A 21,503-nucleotide genomic window follows, 5' to 3' on the forward strand; every position below is an offset into this window, starting at 1 on the left:
GGCCCGGGTGGCGTCCGCCGGTGGTGGTGAAGCCGGCCTCGGCGAGCGCGTACGCGGCGGCCGGGTTGCTGTGCGGGTTGGTGGCGACGATGCCCAGCTGCGGGTGGCGGCCGATGTGGACGTCGAAGCCGCGGGGCGGAGCCGGGGCGCTGACCTGGACGACGGCGTCCGGGCCGGCGGCGCGGGCGGCCGGGCTGTCGGGACCGGGACGGGTCGCGTCGTTGTAGTCGAAGGCGGGGTCCGCGGAGACCTGGACTCCGGCCCGGCGCAGGGCGGCGGTGGTCTGCCGGGCGTGCAGGAAGATGTTCTGCTCGCTGCGGTCGAGGGCGTGCCGCCCGTCGGCCAGCTGGCGGAAGCCCGCGCGGGCGAGCAGCGTGTGGGCGGTCGGTGAGGCGTCGGGGCCGACCTCGGCGACGACGCCGAACTGCGGGTCGCGGGTGATGGAGACGTGCTCGGGGGTGATGCGCTGCTCCTCGGGGCAGATGGCGGACGCGGTCAGCGGCGGGCGGCCGGTGCCGGCGACGGGGACGTGGGCACGGCGGGGCGGGACTGGTCGGATACGACTGGGGCCTGTGCCGCGGTAGCGGTGAGGGCGGCTGCGGCCCGTGCTGCCGCCGAGGGGGCGACGGTGACGGCAGCACCGTCGAGGCCGGCCAGCTGGGCGGACCGGGAAGCAACCGGAACTCCCATCTCCCTTAGATTTGCTGCGAGTTGGGCCGCCACCCTGGACTGGGCGATCGGGTCGCGCTCGGCCAGGGAGTAGCGCTCCGGTGCGTCGGGAAGGCCGAGGCGGAACCCGGCGTCGGCCAGGGCGGCGAGGACGGCCGGGTCGCGGCTGGCAGTGGTGACGGTGATCCCGGCGGAGGCCAGGCGACGAAAGGTGACGCCGGCGGGCTGCTGGTGGGGCAAGCGGGTGTTCTCCAAGGGGGTTCGGTCAGCGGGCGGCGGAGCGGCGGGGATCCGGTCCGGGCGGCAGCGGCGCGGTGGAGGGGGCAGCTGCCAGCCGTGCCCGACGCGATGGGCGGGCGGCCTGGGCGCGAGCGGCGGGCGGGTGGGTGGTGTCCCGCAGGTGCGTCGCCCGGAAGTCGCGGCGGGCCTGCGGCCCGTACCCGGTGGCCCAGTGGTCGGTGACGCCGAGGAAGCCGTTGCCGGTGTCGTGGCGCAGCATCACGTACGAGGAGGAGTCGGGATCTCCCGCGTCGCGGGCCAGCCACCAGTCGACGTCGTCGAAGGTCTGCATCGCCTCAACAACCAAGGCGCCGGAGAGAACGGCTCGGGCGAGGCCCCGGTCTGCGTGGACCAGGCGGTCCGTGGCCAGGTCGGCGCAAACGACCTGCCAGGCCGCCTCCGTGGCACGGTCGGCGTCGGGAAAGGGGCCCTCGTCCTGCAGCCACCAGTAGTGCTCGGACAGGTCGCCGTTGCGCTGCTCCGGGTGGTGCCAATTGGCGACCGGCACCCGGGCCGCGACCAGCTGGTCGACGAGCCGCCCGGCCCTGCGGATCTGCTCGTGCGGTTCGACGCTGCGGCGTTGGTGCCAGCAGTCCAGCGTTTCGCCGCGCCTCGAGAACCCGGCCTGGTAGATCGCTTCCCGGGCGGGCTGGGGCACCTGGCCGTTCAGCACGACGAACTCGCCGTGGTCGTAGTCCCAGCCGAACGCCACCAGGCCGCTGGAGGTGCCGGGGCTGGTTGAGGTGGTCATCGGGTTCCGGTCAGCGGCGCCGGGCCGGGACCGTGGCCACGGGCACCGGGGCCGGGCCGGTGGCCTGGGGAGCCTCGGTGGCCTTCCGCTTCGCCGCCTCCTCGCGGGCCTGGAGCAGCCGCACCAGGTCGGCCTCCAGCACGTCGCGCTCCTCGGCCGCCTCCTCCAGCTTCTCCAGCTGCGCGTCCAGCTCGTCGAGGACGGCGTCGTCGACGCGCCGCTGGGCGGCGGCGACGTTGATCAGCCGCACGCGCTGGAAGGACACCGCGGTCTCGGCGGCCACCAGCGCGCGGTGCGTGTCGAGCACCCGCGTGGTCTCCGCGTCCATCCGGGCCTGGGCGGCGGTCAGAGCGGTGATGCTCTGGCCGAGGGCGGCCTCCAGGCGAGCGTCCTGGCGGGTGAGCGTCATGGTCGACATGCATCTCCAAGAGGTAGGAATGGCAGCAGAGTTGGCGGGAGGTGAAGGTCAGAACGGGGGTTCCAGGCCCCGGCCGGCGAGCCCGGCAGGGATCACCGGGCGTGGTTCAGCAGGGAGGGCTCCCGGGCGGCCGAGCACCACGGGGGAGGTCCGGCGGGCGGCGGCGGCCCGCCGGGCGCCGGGTACTGGAGCCTCGGCCGCGTACCCGTACGAGGTCCACTCGGTTCGCGCGGAGGCGAAGGTGGCGTGGCGGCTGGGGCCGTAGTGGCCACTGCCCTGCTCGGTGTAGAGGACCGCCGCCTCGCCGGCCCCGGGGTAGTCGACGAGCAGCTCGACCGACCCCTCGGGGTCCTGGTGGTGCGCGTGGATCACCAGGTGGCCGGCGGCGACGTCCTCACTCACCAGGTGCACCCAGACGGTGCGGTCGCCGAGCGTCCGCGGCGGGCCTGGGGGTGCCGACGTCCCCAGCGGCGGTGGGGACTCGGCGCGTAGGCGCTGCTCGTCCGCGCTGTACACCCGGGTGATCCCGTAGTCGGCGGAGGCGAGCAGCCGCCGGGCGTCGCGGATCTGCCGCTCGGCGGTGGAGGCGCTCGTGTCGCGGCGGATGCGGTGCAGCCGCAGGGCGTCGTCGCGGACGAATCCGGCCTGCTCCAGCCAGTACGCGCTGCGCCGGTCGGGAGGGGCGGCGACGATGGTGTCCCGGTCGGGCAAGTGGGCAATGGTGACGTGCGCGATGACAACTCCTGGCGGTCAGCGGTGGTGGGTGGTGCCGGCCAGGGCGGGCACTGCTGAGCCGGGAGCGGTGACCTGAGCGCCGGCGGGCGCGGTGGCCGCTCGGCCACCGGATCCGGGATGCAGTCCGGCGTGTTGCAGGAGTACGCCCGCGGCGAGGCCGGGCTGTGCGACGATGACGTTGCAGGGGTCGGCCGGATCGGAGCCGGTCACCACGCGAGACAGCCGCAGCCGGCCGGGCGTGATCATGCCGAATCCGGGGCCGCATGCATCCGGGCGTCCGTGTCGAACAGGGCCAACTCGGCACGATGCAGAAGATGTTGGACAACGAACGAACGCCCTGCCACCTTCCACAGGCCGCGGCCCTTGCCGAGGGCTGCGATGGCGGCGGTCTCGACGCCGCTGAGGCCGAGCAGGCCGGCGGTGGCGGCCAGCTGGTCGCTCTCCTGCCGGTAGATCACGCGGGTCGCGCAGTCGGTCAGCAGGCCCTCGGCGAGCGCCCGGGTCCGGGAGCCGGCGTCACCGGCCGACAACAGGTCGCTGAGGCGGTGGATGATCAGCATGTTCGCGATGCCCAGGCCGCGGCTCAGCTTCCACTGGCTCTGCATGCGTTCCAGCAGGGCCGCGTGCCGCATCACGCGCCACGCCTCGTCGTAGATCACCCACCGGCGTCCGCCGTTGGGGTCGCTGAGCGCCGCCTCCATCCAGGCGGACGCGCAGGTCATCGCGAGCGTCAGCGCGGTGTCGTCGCCGGAGGAGCCGAGCCGGGAGAGGTCGATGGTCAGCATCGGACTGCGCGGGTCGAACTCGGCGGTCGACGGCGCGTCGAACATTCCCGCCAGGTCGCCGTTGACCAATCGGCGCAGGGCGTGGGCGAGGTCCTGGGCGGCGGCGCCGACGCGCCGGGTGGGGTCGCCGAGCGCGGCGTCCAGGACGGCGGGCTGCCCGAGGACGGCAGCGACGTCGCCCAGCAGCGGGACCTGGCCCGTGCGCGCGGAGCGGTCGACCACCGCGTCCAGGGCGATGTCCATCGCCGTGTACTCCATCGGCGCCAGGTCGCGCCGCAGCACGGTGCGGGCTAGCGAGCCGAGCAGCAGGAGCCGGCGCTTGCGGACCTCGCCCGCCCAGTCCGCCAGGTCGACGCCCGTTGGAGGGGCCGGAGCATCGAGCGGGTTGAGCCGGCCGGGAAGCCCCGGGCCCAGCGCGATCGTGGTCCCGCCGATCGCCTCCGCGACCGACGTCCACTCGCCCTTGGGGTCGCACGGAACGTAGACGCGGTAGCCAAATGCCGTGCTGCGCAAGGCGATCGACTTCGCCAGCGCCGACTTCCCCTGGCCGATCACGCCCGCGATCAGCGTGTTCGGGTTTGTAAAGTTTTCAACTTTCCCGTACAGGGCGAACGGGTCGAAGACGAAGCTGGCCTCGGCGTGGACGTCGCGGCCGATCAGGACTCCCGCTGACCCGAGGCCGCCCTCGGCGAGGAAGGGGTAGGCGGCCGAGGCGGTCGCGGTGGTCATGCGGTGCGCTGGAAGCCGCAGTCGGCCGCCGCGCAGGGAGGCGGGGCCGGGACGCCCGGCGGCGGGGTAGGTGGGGAGGAGTTCGGCGTTCTCCTCGCGGCGGCTCTTCGGGCGCTGCGGGCGGCCGGCCTGGCGGGCGGCGCGGCGGGCGGCGGTGAGGTCGCGCTTGGCCTGACGGCGGGCGGAGCGGTCCGAGCGGGTCGGGGTGAACAGGGGGGTGGCACTGGCGGAGCGGGGGCGCAGGAACGTTTCTCCTGTCAGATGCGAGGGGCTGTGGTCGGTGTGCCGCGGAGCTCGGAGGGGGTGGCGATCACCCGGACGCGGCCCGAGGTGGTGCTGTGGCGCTGGCAGATCACCATGTCCGGGGCGCCCTCCGGCAGCCGCAGCGCGCACGCCTCGCGGGTTGGGCGGCGCCCGTCGGCGCGCGGGGCGCGGTGGTAGGCGTCGTGGAGGGCTTCGCACGTCTGCCAGAGCCGGATGCGGGCGGCGTGGAGGTGGCCGGCCTCGGCCGGGGCGAGCGGCCGGGTGGTGCCGGTGTGGGTGTCGAGCAGCGCGAACAGGGCGACGCAGTGAGCGTGGAGTGCGTCCAACTCGCCTCGGGAGACAGGCTCCTGCTCAGGGATGGCGGTGTGGTGGTGGACGTCGATGCCGGCGGTGGCGAAGCGCAGAAGACGGTGGTCAGTCGGTGGGTGGTGCACGGCTGGCCTCCCGTCAGGTGCGGGCGAGCGGGAGCGCGCCCTGGGCGAAGGCTTCGGCCTGCTGCCAGCGCAGGAGCCGCGGGTCCAGGCCGGTGCCGGCGGCGGCGGTCTCGATCGAGGCGCAGGCGCGGCGCAGCTCTTCCGGGTTGTCGGCCGAGACGACCACCAGGCCGGTCAGGTCGACGTCGGCGTGGCCGGAGATCAGCTCGCGTTCGTGCTGCTTGGCATCGGCGTACTCCATCGAGTCCGCCTCGGAGTCGACCTGGCCCTTGCGGACCCGCTCGGCGGCGTCCGCGACGATCGACGCCTTGGTGCGCTGCACCGCCTTGAGCGCGGCATCCAGTGCCTGCGGGCCGTAGGTGAGGGAGAGGGTCCGGCGGGCGCCGCCGGCGAAGACCAGCGGGTGGAGGAACCCGTGGGTGACCTCGGAGCGGGGCCACTGCTCGATCCAGTACACCGCGTGGCAGGCGGTGTCGGTGGTCAGGCGGCCGGGCTCCTCGACGACCACGACCGGGCCGGCGGCGGCCGGGTCAGCGGTGGCCTCGCCCGATTCCGACCACTGCTCCAGGTTGGCGAGGGCCTTGGGGTCGTAGGCCGATCGGATCACGGCGGCGATCTCGCCGGTGCTGAGCCAACCGCGTGGGTTGAGGCCGGCGTTGCGCAGCGACTGCTCGAAGCCGGGCACCAGCTGGGCCAGGACGCTGAACGCGCCGGACAGGCCGCCGCCGGCCTCGCCGATCAGGCGTCGGGCGCCCTTGAGGTCGAGGCTGATGGCGATGTACGCCTCGTGCGGGGCCGCGGTCGGGCCGGCGGCGGCGAGGAGGTCCTCGTAGACGGGGCCCGCGACCGCAGCTTCGGGGCGGCCGTTCTCGGCCCAGTACCGGGCGAGGGCGTCGCCGCTGTCGGGGACGGTGCGCTCGATCACCTGGACGGTGGTGATGTAGCCGGTGCGGGCGAGCGAGGCCAGGCACCGGCCCCAGGCGCTCACGTTGCCGGCCTGGGTGGCGGGGTCCAGCAGGGCGAACGCGCGGGAGCTGACCCGGATGACGGCGGTGAGCGTGCTCTTCTGGGGGTCGTGGACCGCGCCGAGCGTGCCGCCGGGGGCGGTGACGGCCCGCAGGCTCGCCTCGGTGCCGGGCAGGTGGAGCAGGCCGTCGCGGCGGGGCCGGGTGGCGGGCCGGGCGAGCCAGACGAGCTGGCCCTTGGCGCGGCGGAGGTAGTACCGGATGAGGATCGGGGCCCAATCTGCCACGGAGCGGCTGTGGAAGCGGACGAGGACGAGGGCGGCGGCCAGGGCCCAGAGCGGGGTGGCGAGGGCAGCCCCGGCGAGTCCGGTGGCGACCATGGTGGCCAGGAGCATCGCGCCGGCGGTGCCGACGACGGTGAGCTGGGGGGCGGTCAGCCCGAGCAGGACTCCCCGTCGGGATCGGCTGGGGAAGCGGACGGTCGGTGTGGGAAGGTCGGCCGACAGGGGCAAACTCCTTCGGTCGGGGCGGGGGCACCGGCCGGGGCGAGCGGTGGCCCCGGCCGGTGCTGGTCAGGAGGTCGGCGGCGTGGAGGGGCCGACGGGGCTGCTCGGTGCCGAGGCCGGGCCGGTCGCGGCCACCGACGGGGTGGCCGGCCCGGCGGCCGACGCCGGCGGGCCAGCGGGCGCCTGAGCTGCGCCGCGCGCGCCACGTGCGGCGCTGAAGACGACCTGCGGCACGGCACCCCCGCCCCCGCCTGCGGCGGCAACTGCGCTCGTGGGCTTGGCGGTTGTTCCCTCGCTCGCCCCTCCCTCGGAGGACTGGCCGGAGGCCGGGGCCCGGGTGATCAGCGGCTGGCCCTGGTCGCCTCCAGACTGGGCGCGGCGGGTGATCAGCGCCTTTCCGACCGCGTCGCCGCCGGAGGAGGTGCCGGGGAAGCGGAAGGTGTTCTGCGACGAGGACGAGCCTTCGCCGGAGCCCGAGTTTCCGCCGCTGCCGCCGGCCGGGGCATCCTGGCCGGGCACCTGCGCCGGGCCCTGCGGGGCGGCTCCGCCCATCGCCGCGCCGCCCGCTCCGCCGGCACCCGCGGTCGCGGCCATCCGGCCGGCCTTCTGGGCGGTCGCGGCGCCGACCTGCAGACCGGTGGCGGTACTGCGGTGCAGGTCGTGGCCCTGCCCGCCGTCGCCCGCCCAGTGGACGAACTTGTAGATCGCCATCGGACTCAGCAGCACCAGGGCCATGACGACGAGGCCGGCGATGATGTCCGACAGGGCCTGGATGCCGTCCTTGGTGTCGGTCTGGCCGAGCGCGGAGACGCCGACGAGCATGATGATCGTCATGATGAGCTTGCTGAACACGACCGTGGCGGTGGCCTCGATCCAACGGCGGCGCCAGTCGCGGGTCGGCTCCCACGCTCCGCCAGCCGCCGCGAAGGGGGCGAGCACGACGAGCACCAGGATCGTCACCTTGCGCAGGACCATCGCGCCCCAGTAGAGGATCGCCCCGGCCGCGCAGCCGAGCGCCACCAGCGCCGGGATCGCCCAGCCCAGCGGTGACGTGATGCCGATCATCGACACCTTGACCAGGCGCCTGACCGCGTCGTCCATGCTGGAGTTGGCGATCTGGAACAGCCCCCGGCTGAGGGCGTCGACGATGACCAGGGAGACGCCGGTGAAGGTGATCGCCGTCATCGCGAACAGGGTCGCCGAGATGGTCCCGGTGACGGCCTGGCCGAGTGCCTGGCCGTCGCGCCTCCAGGCGGCGCGGATCAGCTGGAGGATGAAGGTCATCACCAGCATCGTCAACGCGATCGGGAGGATCGTCGCGTAGTTGGTGCGGAACCATTCCGCTCCCAGATCGACGCTGGTGGTCTTGTCGACGGCACGGGAGGCGAGGTCGACCGCGGACTTGGCGAGGTCGCCGGCGCTCTTCGCGACCCAGTTGCCGATGGAGTCGGTGACGGAGTCGCTGACGCCGCCGACGATGACGTCGCAGAGTAGGCCGGAGCCGGGAATATCGCAGAACCCGATGGGCGATCACATCCTCTGGTGGGGACCGATGGTGCAGGTCAGGGGTAGACGGTGGTGGCGATGGAGGCGAGCGCGCAGTCGCGGCCCGGCCGGCACTGGACGGCCAGGGTGATGGCGCGGTCCTCGGCTCCCCGGCCGCCGTCGAGCCAGGAGATGGTCTGCTTGCCGGTGACGGTGACCGCGTAGACGTAGGCGATGGTGAGCTGCGAGGGGTCCTTGCCGATGGCCTGCTGCCAGGCGGCGGGCAGGTGCGCCTCGGCGGCTTCGCCGGTGGCGTGCTGGCCGTTGTCGCGCATCCGGCTCCACAGGACCGGGTCCGGCAGCTGGGCGGCGAGGGCGTCCGGGTCGGCGTACTTGCTCTCGCCGGTGAGCCAGCTGCGGAGGCCGGCGAGCTGCTGGGGCTGGGTGGTGGTGCGGGTGTCGTAGCTCCACAGCGCGGTGGCGAACGCCGTCGCGAACTTGAGGGGGTCGCTGGTGTGCGGCGGAGCGGCGACGGCGGACGCGCCCGGTGTCGCTCCGGCCGAGGGGCTGGGGACGGAGCCGTGCGGTGAAGCGGTCGAAGTCGCGGAGACGGGAGGAGAGGAAGGGGAGTTGGCGGCGCTCGGGGTGCGGTGATCGCCGCCCGCCAGCCGGGCGGTGAGCCCGGCCAGCAGGGCGACGATCACGAGCACGCCCAGGCCGATCAGCAGCCGGCGCAGCATGGTGGACTGGCCGGTGAACGGCGAGGACTTCGGCATCAGTGGACGCTGGTCCCCACCGTCGAGAAGAAGCTGACGATGCCGTTCGCGGCGCCCAGCAGGAGGGCGCAGCCGGCGGCGACCAGTGCGCCTTGCTTGCCCTTCTGCTCGCTGCCGTGCGATCCGGTGTGGTGGCCCCAGGCCCAGACGATGCCGCTGACGCAGAGCGCGCCGACGACCGCGATGATCGCGAAGAGGTTGATCGAGCCCACGGTGGACTTCAGGACGGACAGGCCGGGCAGGCCGCCTTCGCTCGGCTTGATGCCGGGGTCGTACGCCAGCTGCGTGGCGGCGTCGGCGAGGTAGTAGGTGAGCAAACACACTCCACGGCTAGAGGGGCAGGAAGATGCGCGGGTGGCCCGCGCGGAAGGGGTGGGGCGCGCGAAGTGCGCTGAGAGGGACGGCAGTTGCCGTCAGGGGGCGATGCGCCGGGCGGCGATGATGTCCGGCTTCCACGACGCGAGCGTGGCGATCTTGACCACGTCGCCCGTCTTGGGGGCGTGCACCACGAGGCCCTGGCCAATCGCCATGCCCACGTGCTCCGGCCCGTCCGGGCCGGGCCGGGTGTACAGCAGGTCGCCCGGGCGGATGGCGTCGACGCTCACGGCGGTGCCGTTGTGGACCTGCTCGTAGGTCCGGCGCTCGATGGTGATGCCGCCGGCCTTGTACGCCTGCTGCGTCAACGAGCTGCAGTCGCAGCGGCCCATCGGGTCCTGGCCGTGTGCGTCGGTGCAGGTGCCGCCCCACTGGTAGGGCGTGCCCAGCTGGCCGAGCGCGAACTTGATGGCGCTCTGCACGGCGGGCGGGACGTCGGTCGGGATCTGGTAGCCGGCCGGCAGGACGCCGGGCGGGATGACACCCCAGTTCGTCCCGTCGTCGCCTCCCGTGCCGCAGCCGCTCGGCGTGGCCGGCGCGGACGGGCTCGGTGACGGGGTCGTGCCCGGAGAAGGGGCGGGACCGGGAGTCGAACTTCCGGACAGCACCTGGGAGATGGCCTGCTGCAAGGCGGTGGACAGCGGCTCCCACTTGGCGTAGGCATCCGGGAATCCGGACCTCTGGACCTTCTGCGCCGCCACGGTGAGCGGCAGCTGCTCCCAACCGGGAACCTCCAGCAGCGCCTTGTAGAACCGGGTCGAGGCGTACACCGGGTCCTGGATCTGCTCGGCCGTGCCCCAGCCCTGCGACGGGCGCTGCTGGAAGAGTCCGAGCGAATCCCGGTCCCCGTAGGACAAGTTGCGCAGGTTCGACTCCTGCAGCGCGGTGGCCAGGGCGATGACCTGCCCGCGGGCGGACACGTTCATCGACATGCCGGTCGCCACGATCGTCTTCGCGAAGGGGATCTGCACGGCCGGGTTGTCCAGGCCGGCGATGGGTCCGACCTGCCCGGTCGAGCCGTCCAGGATCTTCTTGACCTGGGCGGCGACGGCCGCGCTGTCCACAGGCTGTGGACCGGGGCCCGGTGTGCAAGTGCCGGACTTGGTCGAGTCGTTGGCGGTGACCGCCAGGGCGGGGAAGGCGATGGCGAACGGTGCCAGGAGCAGGCCGGCGAGACCGCCGCCGACCCACTTCTGCCAGCTCATCGCGCCCTCCGAACGTCACCTCCGGTCGCGGCGGCGCGGGGGTCCGGCGGGCGGGGCTTGGGCATCCGCATCCGTGCGGTGAGTGCGAGCAAGGCGGGGGCTCCTGTCGGATCGTGCGGCGGGGTGCGGGTGGCCCGCCCAGCCGGTAGGCGGGCGGGCCGACGGAAGCGGCAGCAAGCCGCGCTCGTAATCTCGAAAAAGGCATGGGTATCCCCTGGAAAGGGTCGGGTGGAATTCGCTTGCGGCGGCCGACGGTAGCGAATCGAGGGCTCGCAACCTAAAACGGTGCGATTCCTGCAACTCGGGGTGTGTCGACGGCTTGCCCGGCGGACGCTAACCCCTTCTCGGCTCGCAACCAAAAACGGGAATCCGGTCGGCGTGCAGAAAGAAGGCGGCGTTCCTTCGGGGTGCCCACCGTAGAACCGGACCGGCTCGGAACCTAAAACGGGATTCCGGGCCGGGCGATCTCCGGGGGTGCGGCAGACGATAGGCGGAGTGCGACTCGCTACCCAAAACGATCTTCGCAAGGCCGGTCCGGGGTGCGTTTTAGGTTGCGAGCCGCGCCCGGGCTAGGTTCCTGACGCAGCCGCAGCCCGAGCACTCCGGAGCCGCCCCGCCGGCCTCCCGCCGCCTGCCGAAAGACCAGGCCAGACCGCCGGTTGCCGTTGCTGCCCCATCCCCGACCAGGAGGTCAGCCCGCCCCTTGCCCTACGAAATCCACCAGGGCGACGCCCTCATCCGGCTCGCCGCGATCCCCTCGAACTCCATCGACGCCGTCATCACCGACCCGCCCTACAACTCGGGCGGACGCACCGCCCAGGAGCGGACCGGACGAACGGCCCGCGCGAAGTACACCTCGAACGACGCCGCCCACTCCCTCGCCGATTTCCCCGGCGAGAACAAGGACCAGAGGAGCTACACCTACTGGCTTTCCCAGCTCCTCGCCGAGTCCTACCGCGCGACCAAGACCGGCGGCGTCGCCCTCGTTTTCACGGATTGGCGCCAACTGGCTGCCACGAGCGACGCGCTGCAGGCCGGCGGCTGGATATGGCGCGGCGCACTCGCCTGGTACAAGCCCGCCGCCCGGCCGCAAATGGGAAGGTTTACGCAGCATTGTGAATTCGTGCTGTGGGGCAGCAAGGGCCCGATCGACGGCAAGGCCCACCCTGTCTACCTCCCCGGCCTCTACACCGCCTCCCAGCCGCGGGCGGGCCGCGTCCACATCACCCAGAAGCCGGTCTCGGTGATGCGTGAGCTGGTCAAGATCTGCCGCCCGGAGGGGACCATCCTCGACTTCTGCGCCGGCAGCGGCAGTACCGGAGTCGCCGCCCTGCTGGAGGGCCGAAACTTCATCGGCGTCGAGGCCACCCCGCACTACGCCGGCATCGCCGAGCTGCGCCTCGCGGAGACCGAGCGGCAGATCGCGGAGGGCACGACCGACCCCGAGACTGCGGACGAGGAACAGGCCGAAGCCTGATCACCGGCAGCCGGGCCGCCCCCACCGGGGCGGCCCGGCCCCGCCCCAGCACGAAGGAGACCTCCTGAGCACCCCCGCCTCCGACCTCGAAGTGGTGGTCACACCAGGCCACTTGGCCGGACCGGGCGACGCCGAGGCAGCCCTCGCCCAGTTCCTCGAAACGTCCCCCACCTGGGGCCGCTACAGCCCGGGGCAGGACACCACCGTCGCCCTGCACGAGTCCCTCCTCGCCGCGATCGAACTCGACCACGACACCACCAACGGGCCCCGCTGGACCATCGCCGCGTACGCCTCGCCCGTCGGCAAGCGGACCTGGCATGCCACCTTCTGCACCCGCACCCCGGTCGAGGTCGTCACCGCGGTGGCCGCGCGCCTCTCCCACGCCCTGACCGCGACTACCGAGACGGTGCGCGACGAACTGCTGTGGGGGCGGCGGTCGCTGGACAACACCATCGCGGCCGACCTGGAAGCCGCCGACGAACCGTGGTCGCGGGAGACGAGCCCTATCCACGGCGTCTACAGCTGCACCCGACCCGACGCCACCGCCGGCATCGCCGTCAACCACAACATCGGCGACATCCGCGGGATCGGGCCGACCGTCACCGTCTGGGGCGGCCCCCGCGGCTACCCCAGCGAGCGCTGGCACGCCGCCTTCGCCGGCCACACCCCCTCCGCCCTCATCAGCGCCGCGCTCGACGAGGTCGTCAACCCCCTGCCGGCACTCCGCCAGCGCCTCCAGATCCCCGCCGCCAACCGCACCCAGGTCCATCTCGAGCCGCGCCCGCGCCGCAACCTGCCACGTGGGACTGGGCAGCAGTCCGCCCGCGAAGGCCCGATCGAGGCGCCAGCCGGCCGCGTTGGGGGTGTCGGCCGGGCCGACCCGGACGCGGTCACCGGAGATCGCCTACCGAGCAACGCCGCGGATCAGCTGGCCGAGCGCATCGACGAGGTCACCACCCACCTGCTGCGCACCACCGACCCGGCCGAGGCACGCAGGGTGGCCGGCGTCATCACCGCAGAGGGCGGCGTGCTGGATCGCAGTGCCCGGGCCCTGCGCGCGGCCGGCGGCTGGGCCCTCCACCACCGCGTCGGCGGAGACGCCGGTGAAGCACTCCGGCTGACGGCCGAGATCGTCGCCTCCGGCCGGGAGGCTGCCGACCACGCCGTCGGACGCCTCGGCACCGACTGCTCGCCGCGATCCGCAGCAGCCCGAACCCGCACCACAGCAGCCACCCCGACCGCACTTCCTCCGGCCACCGGCCCGCTCGGCCACACCGGGGCGCCGGACCGCGACGGCCCGCAGCCGAGGTCCCGATGACCGCCCGCACCGCATGAAACCGTCCACTTGGAGCAGCAGTTGACCACGGCCAATCCCCACTGGGCCAAGCTGGCCCGCGACCGGCCCTGGCAGCAGGTCCGCATCACCCCAGCCCTGTACGCCGGCCCCACCCCGGACACCGAGCGCGCCATCCGCCCCCTGATCGAGGCGGGAGCCGTCCGCCTCGACGACGGCTGCGGCAACCAGCTGATCATCTCCACCGACGGCCGAGTCCGGCTCGGCTACGAGCCGCAGGAGTATGGCGTGGTGTGGAAGATCGCCGTCCACGAACGCCCCTTCCTCCCTCCGCTGTGGACCGTCAGCCTCACCGAGAACACACCGATCGAAGTCGTAGAGGCCATCACCACCGACCTGGCCAACCGGCTGCGCACCGGTGGACGGCTGACCGAGGCCGCCGCCGACCCCGAGTGGCGCACCCCCCTCCACGCCAACGGGTGGACCCTCACCTGGGACGCCGCGACGGGCACCGAGACGGCGTGCTCGGTGTACAGCCCGCAGGACACGATCGTCCTCAACACCCGGGCCTTCCCGGACCCCGAGGAGTGGGAGGAGGCTGGGCAGGACGCTTTCTGGAGCGTCGACATCGCCAGCGACTTCGACGGCTGGTCCGCCGCAGCCAGCACCTCCACGCCGGACTCCATCCTGCACACCATGGTCAGCGCGATGCTCGCCCCCGCCGTCCGCGACATCGGGGACCTCGGCGACCTGGCCGTCGGCGCGGCGGTCATCGGCGCCGCCGAACTGACCGAGATCCCCTCCAGCCCCACGCCGCTGGACGTCCACCGCGCCCAGGCCGCCCGCACGACCTCCCCGACCCGCGCCGCCGCCGACTCCACCCGGACCGCCTTCTCGGCACCCGCGACCTCCCCGCAGCCGGCAGCCGGGCCGGGGCCTCGCTCCCGCTGAACACCGCCCCCTCGCCTCCAGGGCAGCGTCCGGTCCGTCCGCGCGGGCCCTGGCTGCCCGCACCCGCGTCGTCCTCTCGCCGCCCGCACTGGCCACCAGCCGCTCGACCACCCCCACGAACCCACCCGACCAGCCTCGGCAGCCAGCCCGCTAACCACCGCGGACGGCACATGCCCCTCTCAACAGGAGTGCCCATCAACACCGGCTTCGACGAGCTGCTCGACCTCGACGGCCTGACCCCGGCCACCGCGGACGACGCGGAAGCGGAGTACAGCAGTGGGCTGAGCGCGGCCAGCTACACCGTGATCTCCCAACACCACGCCTACGGGCAGCCGGCGGACACCAGCGTGAACAACAGCTACCTCGTGGTGCGCGACGACTCGGCCGCCATCGGCATGCCCGGTGACCCGCACTACATGGCCATCCACATCCGGCGGGACCGGACCGCCGGGCTCTTCCACTTCGAAACCTCACCCCACCCGCTGCCCGTCCTCGCCCAGCACTGGCTCATCCAGCGCGGCGCCGACGTCACCGCCATCGCAGCCCTGGCCGGCCACCACAGCGTGCCGGCGAACGCGGAGACCATCGCGCTGGAGCACCGGATCCGCTCCAGCGGCAACGTGCTCAGGAGTGACGCCTCGTACACCAGGAACCGGACCTGGGATCCGGGCTGGAAGCCGGGGGAAGCGTGGCGAGGAGACGACTACCTCGTGCACGACTGGTACACCTGGGTGATCTTCGACGATCCCCTGGCCCCGCCCGGCAGCCCCGTCCGGGTGCTGTTCGAGGACGTCGACTACCCGGCCGGCACCTACACCCTCACCGAAGGCGCCTTCCCCGATTACGAATCCGCCGATGAGTGGACCCGCGATCCCCGGCAGCCCCTGCCGCCCGCAGCTGCCACCGCCCAGGCGTCCGAACGCAGCAGCTCCGCCCGCCGAGTCGAGGTCGCCCGCCGCACCTCCTCGAACTCCCCGAACACCACGCTGGGCGCGACTCCGACGCCCGCCCAGCCCCGTTCGGCCGACACCCGTCGGACCCGCTGAACCCACCACCGCCACCAAGGAACAGACTCCACAAGGGACACGGCCTGACCACCACCACCGCTCTCGGCACCATCGAACGGATCGCCCGCGCTGCCGCCTACCCGCCGACCCAGCGGATCATGATCCGCGGGCTGCTCGACACCCCCGGCTCGTACGCCGCCCTGGCCGCCGCCGTCCACCGCGACGACCTGCGCCCGACCGCACTGGCCGCCATCCGCTCTCTCATCGAACAGGACATCGACGCGGGCCGGCCCTGGCCCTCCGAAGCCGCTCGCTGGCTCAGTCGCGCCAGCGCGGACTGGCAGACCAGCGCGGCGCTGGCCAACCACCTCGCCTGGTACGCCCGCAGCCGACGCAACAGCGCCCTCGCCCACCTCGCCGGCACCGACCACCTCAACCAGCCCGGCACCGACCGCGTCCACGCCCAAGCGCTCCGGCACATCCACCTCGGCACCTTGCGCTTCGACTTCCGGTGCCGCAGCATCCAGCACCTGCTGGACCAAGTCCCGGTGAGCGAGCGAGCCCGCTGGGATCCGTACACCCGCGCCCTCGCAGCGTTCGCCCTCCTCGGAAGCTCCGCCCCCGGCGCCCTCGAAGCCCTCGACCGCTGCCTCGCCGAGGCCGGCGACAACCCCCAGGTCTGCCACGCCCTGCTCCACGGCCTCTGGCTCGGAGACGGACTGCCCGACCAGGCCGAGCGGATCCTCGAGCTGGCCGCCTGGCCCACCTTCGACGATGCCGACCCGATCATGCTCTTCCGCACCGCCGCCGCCTGGCGAAGCCTCGGCCGCCGATCCGAAGCCCTCGACGCGATCCACAGCGCCGTCGAAGCCCTCGACCCGAACCAGCCCGACGTCCACGCCGACCTCGTCCGTGAACGCGCGCTGATCACCGCGATGGCCCGAGACCCGCGGCCCCACCGCGGAGACTGACCCCGCTCGGCCCCGGCCCCGACCTCGGGGCCGCCACCCCCCTGACGCAAAGGACCGACACATCGAACAGCCGAACCCCCAGGACCGTCAGCCTGCCGCCCCGCACCCGATCCTTGCCGGCGGGGAGGAAAGCCGGACCTATCAGCGGGACCTGAGCCGCTGGGCCGCCCGCCGCGCCCACATCCAGCAGGCCATCAACTCCGCCTCCACCCCGCGGGCGAGCGAACCGACCGCCGCCGCACCACCCCCGCCTTCGCAGTCCCGACGACGGTAACCGCACTCTGGCCAACCCGGCACCGCTGGGCCCCGGTCCGCTACGCGGACCCAGCCCTTGAACAAGCGGGCCACCAACGGCGATGGGCCGCACCCCTCGAAAGGGGTGCGGCCCATCGCCGTTGACGAACTACGCGGCAGCGGCGTAGCTCGTACGCAGCAGCGCCATCGACCGATCGAGGTCCTCCACCGACCCGATACGGACCTCCAGCTCGCCCGTCCCGAGGTGCCCGATTCTCCGGACGTCCCGAGTCCAGCCCGGGACCAGCTGCACCGTCGTCGGGTCGACACGCAGGAAGACGACCAGAGCCTGCGCCTGCGCCAGCACCCGGACGCAGGCGAAGTTCCGCCGGCGGCGGTAGGCAACGTAGTGCTGCAGCGGCACCGCGTGGCCCTCGCCCAAGTCGAGCAGGCGGGCGTCGAGTTCTTCGTACAGCCCGCGGACCTCACCGCTGGCCTGCGCGAGGACGTCGGTGACCGTCCGACGGCTGGCCGCGACCGGGCGGGCAAGCTCGGTCCGCCGACCCGGAAGGGCGCCGCACCCGCCGGCGACCGACGCCGCCAGCTCCAGCGTCACCAAGTCGTCCCCGTAACGCCGGTAGACCACCATGTCGATCCGGTGGTGGGACATCCCGGCCGCCACCAGGTCGTACCGGGTGAAGTCCGCCGCGATGCACACCACCCGCGGGTTGCTCCAGTCCACCTGCTCGGCGGCCTCGGCGCCGAGCCGTTGCTCGACGAGGGCCTCGAACTCGGCGCGGTTCTCCACCAGCCACGAGAGGTAGAACAGCCCCTGCGCGAGGACCGACTCGCTGCGCTGGCGCTTGTACTCGATCAGCACCGGGCTGCCGTCCTCGTCCAGGCCGAGGCTGTCGATCCGGCCCCGGTGCACCGGACCGGTGGAGTACTCGCTCGCCAGGAAGCGGACGCCGCCCAGCATCTCCTCCATGTTCGCCTCGACGAGAGCCTGGAGGTGACGCTCCAGCTCTACGGTGTCGCCCTCGACACGACGAACATCCCCATCCGAAACGCGGAACACCTGCAGACCCGCCACGTACCCCCCAGCACACCATCCACCGGACCACCCGGGGGATGAGCGGGACAACATACATGCCAGAAGCAGGACAATCTAGGTCTTGTTGCGTTTATCGCACTTTGCGCAGATGGGAATACAGCAGACGCAAGAAGCGGGTGCCGACAGGCGCTGGCTTGCTCGGGCGGCCCTGCTCCGGTGCGGAGCCCCGCTCGGCCGGCACACGCCGGTCGCCATCCCAGTGCACCGTCTCGTCTCAGTCGAAGCGGCGCCGAAGCACCTCGATCCGAGCCGGATGTTTCCGCGTTCCGGCTCCCAGGGCCATCTGCGGGACCTACGGTTTGTGGCATGGACGTTCAGAGCTTGTGGTGGCGGGCGGGCCGACTGGCGTACGACATGCCGGCCGCGGGGTGGCTGGAGCAACGATGGCACGACTCGGTCCGCCGGGCAGCCACCCTTCTACAGCCGACCAGCACCCCGGAGGGTTACAGCAGCGGCCCGTGGACGTACGCGCTGCCGACCGTCGCGCTGCTCGTCTACACCGCGCGGGACCGCGATCCCGACCGCGATCCGGACCGCGAGGAGGCCAGCTGGCCCAAGCCCCTCGACGGGGTAACGGCAGAGTGGATCATCGAGCAGGTCGCCGACCGGACCGGCCTGCCGGGCAGGGTCCGGGCGGGGTTGGAGCGCTACAACCAGTTGGTGGACGGGAACCCGATCGGCAGGTTGTTCGCCGAGCTCACTGACGACCACGAGCCCGTGAGGAGCACGGCGTCAGGCACCGAGCTGCCCTCCCTTGAGCAATTCCCGGGCGGAACGCTTCTGGTTACCGGTGCCGAGTGGGCCGAGGGCCTGCTGACCCGGCACTACCTCAGCACCATCGCCTGACTTGACGTCAGGCGATCCGGTCCAGGTCGATAGTCACGACCACCGCGGCGTGGTCGCTGAACCCGTCCGTAACCGGGTCGTCGTGCACCTCGTAACCGACCACCGCCGAGGCGAGTGCGGGTGAGAGCAGTACCAGGTCCTGGCGGCGCGGCACGTCGCCCGCGCCGAAGCCGCCGGTGAACCGGTCGTCCCCGCTGGCGTGGGCGACGTCGGTGAAGCCGGCCGCTTCCAGCAGGTCCATCGCCGTCCGCTGCGCCGAGCGCGGCTCGGCGAGCCCGAGCTGGGCGTTGCGCAGGTGTGGCGGCAGCGGTGCCCAGTTGGGCTCCGGGTGCCCGAAGCCGAGGTTGTTGAAGTCGCCGAGCACCACGGACCGGCGGCCGGGGTCCGCGAGGGTCTGGAGCGGCTGGACCTCGCGGGCCCGGTTGAGCGGGTCGAACGGATCCAAGTGCACGTTGCGGAAGGCCCATGGCGCAGGGTCGCCGTCGACCTCAACAGTCGCCCAGCCCAGGACGTGGTGGTAGCGGGCCCCGTCCCCGTCCTCGGCCAGCACGCTGAGCCGCGGGCCGAACAGCATCGCAGTGTGGAAGCGGTGCCCGGTGGTGGTCTCGTTGGCGAAGGCGAGGAACGCGCTGGTCATGCCGAGCTGGCGGCGGGCCTGGTGCAGGCGCCGGCCGCCGAGCGCGTCCCACACGTTGCACTCCTGGAGGGCGTAGGCATCGGCCTCCAGGGAGCGCAGGAACCGGGCCTGCTGCTGCCAGCGGCGGTCGTCGCCGTACCCGTCGTCATCCCGACCACCGAACAGCGTGTTGAACGTGGCGATCCGCAGCTCTGCCACAGCGCCTCCTCGGTGGTGGTGGCCATGTCCTGGAGCCTACTGAGCGGACGGGCCCGCCGTCCGCCGAACGGGCGTTGCCGAGAGTGACGATCGAGGCCGGGTCGTCTAAGCTGGACGTTAGGACATTCCTCAGCCGCCGGGGTGCCCGCGAAGTGCCCGGGACGTTCGGGCACCCGTGGGACTCACCGCCCCACCTGGGACTAGCCGTCAGGGGTGCATGTGCTGTGATCAGGCGAAACTGGGACTCGGGCCCGCCTGTTGGGACTGGTGGGCACGGGACCGAGCGCGCTCGTAATGCGTAGGTCGCGGGTTCGAATCCCGCAGGCGGCTCCATGGTGAACCCCAGGTCAGGCTTCTGACCTGGGGTTTTTCCGTTTCCGTGACCATGGGAATCGGGAAATCGGACACCCGGACTCTATGCATCGCAATGCGTAGGTCGCCGGTTCGCTGAGGTTATCGACTCCTTGGGAAACCTTCTTGACCTGGGGTTTTGTCCAGAAGGACAAGTCGGGCCACCCGCTGGCGGAGGGTCTTGGTGGACAGCCGGTGGACGAGCGCGCATCGAGGGTGCGGATGGATGGTCGTGAGCGGGCGCGTCAGTCTTGGACGGGCTGTCCGCTGTCGACAAGTGAGGGGTCGGCGGCTTGTCGTTCGGGGGAGGGGCTCCGGAGGTCGACGCGGCATGCTCAACTCGTCATGGGTGGGGACCGGGCGGCGTCCGCGAGCTGGTGGGCGGCCTCGGCTGGGACGTTGAGGTGAGTTGGCTGCGGCGGAGTGAGGCAGTAGGACGGGGTGTCGAACGCGGCGTCGGTGACCGGGTAGAGGAGCACCTGCTGGACGAGCGCGACATCGCAGCGCTCCTTTTCCATCAGCGTCAGCGCGGCGGCCGTGTTGCCGCCGACCGAGTCGCCCGCCGCCGCCAGCCGGGTGCCGTCCAGGTTTTTGGTGGCACCGGCGGTGACGACCCAGCGGGCGACCGCGTGGTTCTGCTCGGCGGCCACGGGGTAGCGCGCCTCGGGCGACAGATCGTACTCGGGGAAGACCACCGCGGCCTGCGCACCGACCGCCAGCTCCCGCACCAGCCGGTCGCGATGACCGGCGGGTCAGGAGTCGTCCGGTGGGCACCCTCTCCCGGCTATGCGGTCTGCCGACGGAGGTCGGTGAGCAGTTGGTCGAGCAGGTGCTCCTCCTCGATGCGGACGGCGTGCTCGGTGATGGCCGGAGCGAGGCCAGGGTCCCAGGGGGTGGGGGTCGGGATGCCGGTGGTGAGCGGGGTGCCGAGGCCGCTTTCGACGGCGGTGAGGTAGGAGGCGCTGTCGTAGCGCCAGGGGAGGGCGCCGGGGAGGCGGAGGACGCCGGAGGCGATGCGGATACCGCCCCAGTCGAAGTCGCCGTGGTACGCGAGCCGGCAGCCCTGGTCGGCGAGGTGACCCAGCAGAGTGCGGGCGGCGACGGACAGTTGGCCTTCGACACACACCAGCGGCGGGCAGTCGGAACCCAGTTCGTCGGCGGCGGCCGCGAGGACGGCGGGGTTCTCGCAGACGTGGACAGTGCGCTCGGCGAGGCCGAGTGCGGGCTGCTGTCGGGTGAGCTGGCGCAGTGTCAGCAGGCAGGGTTCACCGCCCTCGTGGGCGGCGGCGAGGATGCGCCCGGTGGTGCTGCTGGTGGAACCGGGCAGGCCGAGGACGAGGACGCGCGAGGAGAGTTCGTCCAGGGCCACGCCGGCGGCCGCCCAGGCCGCCCGGCGGCCTTCGGCGCCGCTGGGCAGCTCGGTGGCGGCCAGGGCCCGGACGGCGGAGTGGACGAGCGCGCTGAGCGGACGGCCCTGGTCCAGGGCGTGGGCGTCGCCGAGGGTGCGGGCGGCGAGGACGGGCAGCGTGAGTCCGTCGGCGGGGAGCCGGGCGAGGACCCGTACGGCGTCGGCGGCCAGCCGACGGCCCGTGGCCGGGTCGCCGCCCGCGAGCCGCCTGAGGAGGCCGTTGGCCGCCACCTTGGCCTTCCAGGAGGCGAGTTCGGGCCGCTCGGTGACGGCGGGGTGCTCGAGCTCGGAGAGCGCGCGCTGCCACGCGGTGGCCAGGGCTGCATCCTGCGCGCGCTTGTCGGTGACCGGGCCGGTCAGCGCCACCACGGCCGCGGCGAGCCCGTCCGGGCTGGCGCCGCTGGCCCGGAGCGTGCGGTCGACGGCGGCCAGCGAGACGGACAGTGACCGGCCGGGGCGCGGAGGCCGGCCCAGAAGGCGGGCGACGGCCGCCCGTGCGGCGTCGTCGGCCTCGGTCAGGGAGACCGTGCCGTCGAGGGGCCGCCCGGATTCCAGGCGTCGGCGGGCGCGGTCGAGCAGCCAGGCGAGCTCGGGTGCGCCGAGCAGACGCTGGAGGCGGGGGAGGTCCATGGGGAGGTC

General features: G+C 72.9%; 22 protein-coding genes, 1 tRNA gene and 1 pseudogene. 8 read left to right on the forward strand and 16 right to left on the reverse strand.

The genetic code is table 11. The features are described 5' to 3' along the window. Positions 1-7: 7 nt before the first annotated feature. Positions 8-391: a hypothetical protein gene (locus MCM47_RS22720; protein ID WP_238863528.1), complete on the forward strand. Its 384-nt coding sequence runs from the start codon at positions 8-10 to the stop codon at positions 389-391. 104 nt (positions 392-495) lie between these two features. Here the strand turns inward: MCM47_RS22720 and MCM47_RS22725 are convergent, their stop codons facing one another. The 12 genes from MCM47_RS22725 to MCM47_RS22780 all read right to left on the reverse strand — a co-directional run bounded on the left by MCM47_RS22725 (position 496) and on the right by MCM47_RS22780 (position 10,376). Further along, positions 496-924, reverse strand: coding sequence for a hypothetical protein (locus MCM47_RS22725; RefSeq protein ID WP_238863529.1), 429 nt, complete (start codon positions 922-924; stop codon positions 496-498). 10 nt (positions 925-934) lie between these two features. Then, on the reverse strand, positions 935-1,699 hold the full coding sequence (locus tag MCM47_RS22730) for a hypothetical protein (protein WP_238863530.1): 765 nt from the start codon (positions 1,697-1,699) through the stop codon (positions 935-937). A gap of 10 nt (positions 1,700-1,709) precedes the next feature. Continuing rightward, positions 1,710-2,117 (reverse strand): hypothetical protein, encoded by a 408-nt coding sequence (locus MCM47_RS22735; RefSeq protein ID WP_238863531.1) that lies wholly within the window; start codon positions 2,115-2,117, stop codon positions 1,710-1,712. A 48-nt stretch (positions 2,118-2,165) separates the two neighbouring features. Further along, positions 2,166-2,828 carry a hypothetical protein gene (locus MCM47_RS22740; protein ID WP_238863532.1) on the reverse strand — a complete coding sequence of 221 codons (663 nt, stop codon included), beginning with the start codon at positions 2,826-2,828 and terminating at the stop codon, positions 2,166-2,168. A gap of 39 nt (positions 2,829-2,867) precedes the next feature. Further along, positions 2,868-3,098, reverse strand: coding sequence for a hypothetical protein (locus MCM47_RS22745; RefSeq protein ID WP_238863533.1), 231 nt, complete (start codon positions 3,096-3,098; stop codon positions 2,868-2,870). Next, the gene (locus MCM47_RS22750; RefSeq protein WP_374209195.1) at positions 3,095-4,609 is read right to left on the reverse strand and encodes a VirB4 family type IV secretion system protein; all 1,515 of its coding nucleotides are present in this window, start codon (positions 4,607-4,609) and stop codon (positions 3,095-3,097) included. The genes MCM47_RS22745 and MCM47_RS22750 overlap by 4 nt, the downstream gene beginning before the upstream one ends. Positions 4,610-4,623: 14 nt before the next feature. Then, entirely contained in the window at positions 4,624-5,064 is a 441-nt protein-coding gene (locus MCM47_RS22755) for a DUF6238 family protein (RefSeq protein WP_238863535.1), read from the reverse strand. A 13-nt stretch (positions 5,065-5,077) separates the two neighbouring features. Further along, on the reverse strand, positions 5,078-6,541 hold the full coding sequence (locus MCM47_RS22760) for an SCO6880 family protein (protein ID WP_238863536.1): 1,464 nt from the start codon (positions 6,539-6,541) through the stop codon (positions 5,078-5,080). A gap of 60 nt (positions 6,542-6,601) precedes the next feature. After that, on the reverse strand, positions 6,602-7,819 hold the full coding sequence (locus MCM47_RS22765) for a type IV secretion system protein (protein ID WP_238863537.1): 1,218 nt from the start codon (positions 7,817-7,819) through the stop codon (positions 6,602-6,604). A 278-nt stretch (positions 7,820-8,097) separates the two neighbouring features. Then, on the reverse strand, positions 8,098-8,796 hold the full coding sequence (locus tag MCM47_RS22770) for a hypothetical protein (RefSeq protein ID WP_238863538.1): 699 nt from the start codon (positions 8,794-8,796) through the stop codon (positions 8,098-8,100). Then, entirely contained in the window at positions 8,796-9,113 is a 318-nt protein-coding gene (locus tag MCM47_RS22775) for a DUF6112 family protein (RefSeq protein ID WP_030458901.1), read from the reverse strand. The genes MCM47_RS22770 and MCM47_RS22775 overlap by 1 nt, the downstream gene beginning before the upstream one ends. Positions 9,114-9,209: 96 nt before the next feature. Then, positions 9,210-10,376, reverse strand: coding sequence for a C40 family peptidase (locus MCM47_RS22780; RefSeq protein ID WP_238863539.1), 1,167 nt, complete (start codon positions 10,374-10,376; stop codon positions 9,210-9,212). Between the two features lie 703 nt (positions 10,377-11,079). On the opposite strand from MCM47_RS22780, the gene MCM47_RS22785 reads away from it, so the two are divergent. From MCM47_RS22785 to MCM47_RS22805, 5 genes are all read left to right on the forward strand, one after another. Continuing rightward, on the forward strand, positions 11,080-11,853 hold the full coding sequence (locus MCM47_RS22785; RefSeq protein ID WP_051816684.1) for a DNA methyltransferase: 774 nt from the start codon (positions 11,080-11,082) through the stop codon (positions 11,851-11,853). A 112-nt stretch (positions 11,854-11,965) separates the two neighbouring features. Further along, entirely contained in the window at positions 11,966-13,171 is a 1,206-nt protein-coding gene (locus MCM47_RS22790) for a DUF317 domain-containing protein (RefSeq protein WP_238863540.1), read from the forward strand. Positions 13,172-13,210: 39 nt separating this feature from the next. Beyond that, complete coding sequence (locus MCM47_RS22795; RefSeq protein ID WP_238863541.1) at positions 13,211-14,098, forward strand: DUF317 domain-containing protein; 888 nt, start codon at positions 13,211-13,213, stop codon at positions 14,096-14,098. Between the two features lie 170 nt (positions 14,099-14,268). After that, complete coding sequence (locus MCM47_RS22800; protein WP_238863542.1) at positions 14,269-15,144, forward strand: hypothetical protein; 876 nt, start codon at positions 14,269-14,271, stop codon at positions 15,142-15,144. A gap of 119 nt (positions 15,145-15,263) precedes the next feature. Next, complete coding sequence (locus MCM47_RS22805; protein WP_238863543.1) at positions 15,264-16,076, forward strand: hypothetical protein; 813 nt, start codon at positions 15,264-15,266, stop codon at positions 16,074-16,076. 403 nt (positions 16,077-16,479) lie between these two features. Here the strand turns inward: MCM47_RS22805 and MCM47_RS22810 are convergent, their stop codons facing one another. After that, positions 16,480-17,403 carry a DUF5655 domain-containing protein gene (locus tag MCM47_RS22810; protein WP_238863544.1) on the reverse strand — a complete coding sequence of 308 codons (924 nt, stop codon included), beginning with the start codon at positions 17,401-17,403 and terminating at the stop codon, positions 16,480-16,482. A gap of 327 nt (positions 17,404-17,730) precedes the next feature. On the opposite strand from MCM47_RS22810, the gene MCM47_RS22815 reads away from it, so the two are divergent. Further along, complete coding sequence (locus MCM47_RS22815) at positions 17,731-18,270, forward strand: hypothetical protein (protein ID WP_238863545.1); 540 nt, start codon at positions 17,731-17,733, stop codon at positions 18,268-18,270. A 7-nt stretch (positions 18,271-18,277) separates the two neighbouring features. On the opposite strand, the gene MCM47_RS22820 is transcribed toward MCM47_RS22815, so the two are convergent. After that, entirely contained in the window at positions 18,278-19,105 is an 828-nt protein-coding gene (locus MCM47_RS22820; protein WP_238863546.1) for an endonuclease/exonuclease/phosphatase family protein, read from the reverse strand. A 249-nt stretch (positions 19,106-19,354) separates the two neighbouring features. Between MCM47_RS22820 and MCM47_RS22825 the strand changes: the two genes are divergently transcribed. Continuing rightward, positions 19,355-19,438 (forward strand) — tRNA-Thr (locus MCM47_RS22825). 449 nt (positions 19,439-19,887) lie between these two features. On the opposite strand, the pseudogene MCM47_RS22830 reads toward MCM47_RS22825, so the two are convergent. Continuing rightward, positions 19,888-20,193: pseudogene (locus tag MCM47_RS22830) on the reverse strand (alpha/beta hydrolase fold domain-containing protein); the annotation flags it as partial. Positions 20,194-20,240: 47 nt separating this feature from the next. Then, on the reverse strand, positions 20,241-21,494 hold the full coding sequence (locus tag MCM47_RS22835; protein ID WP_238863547.1) for a TIGR02679 family protein: 1,254 nt from the start codon (positions 21,492-21,494) through the stop codon (positions 20,241-20,243). Positions 21,495-21,503: the final 9 nt, after the last annotated feature.

The organism is Kitasatospora sp. A2-31 (assembly GCF_022288725.1).
Classification (GTDB): Bacteria; Actinomycetota; Actinomycetes; order Streptomycetales; family Streptomycetaceae; genus Kitasatospora.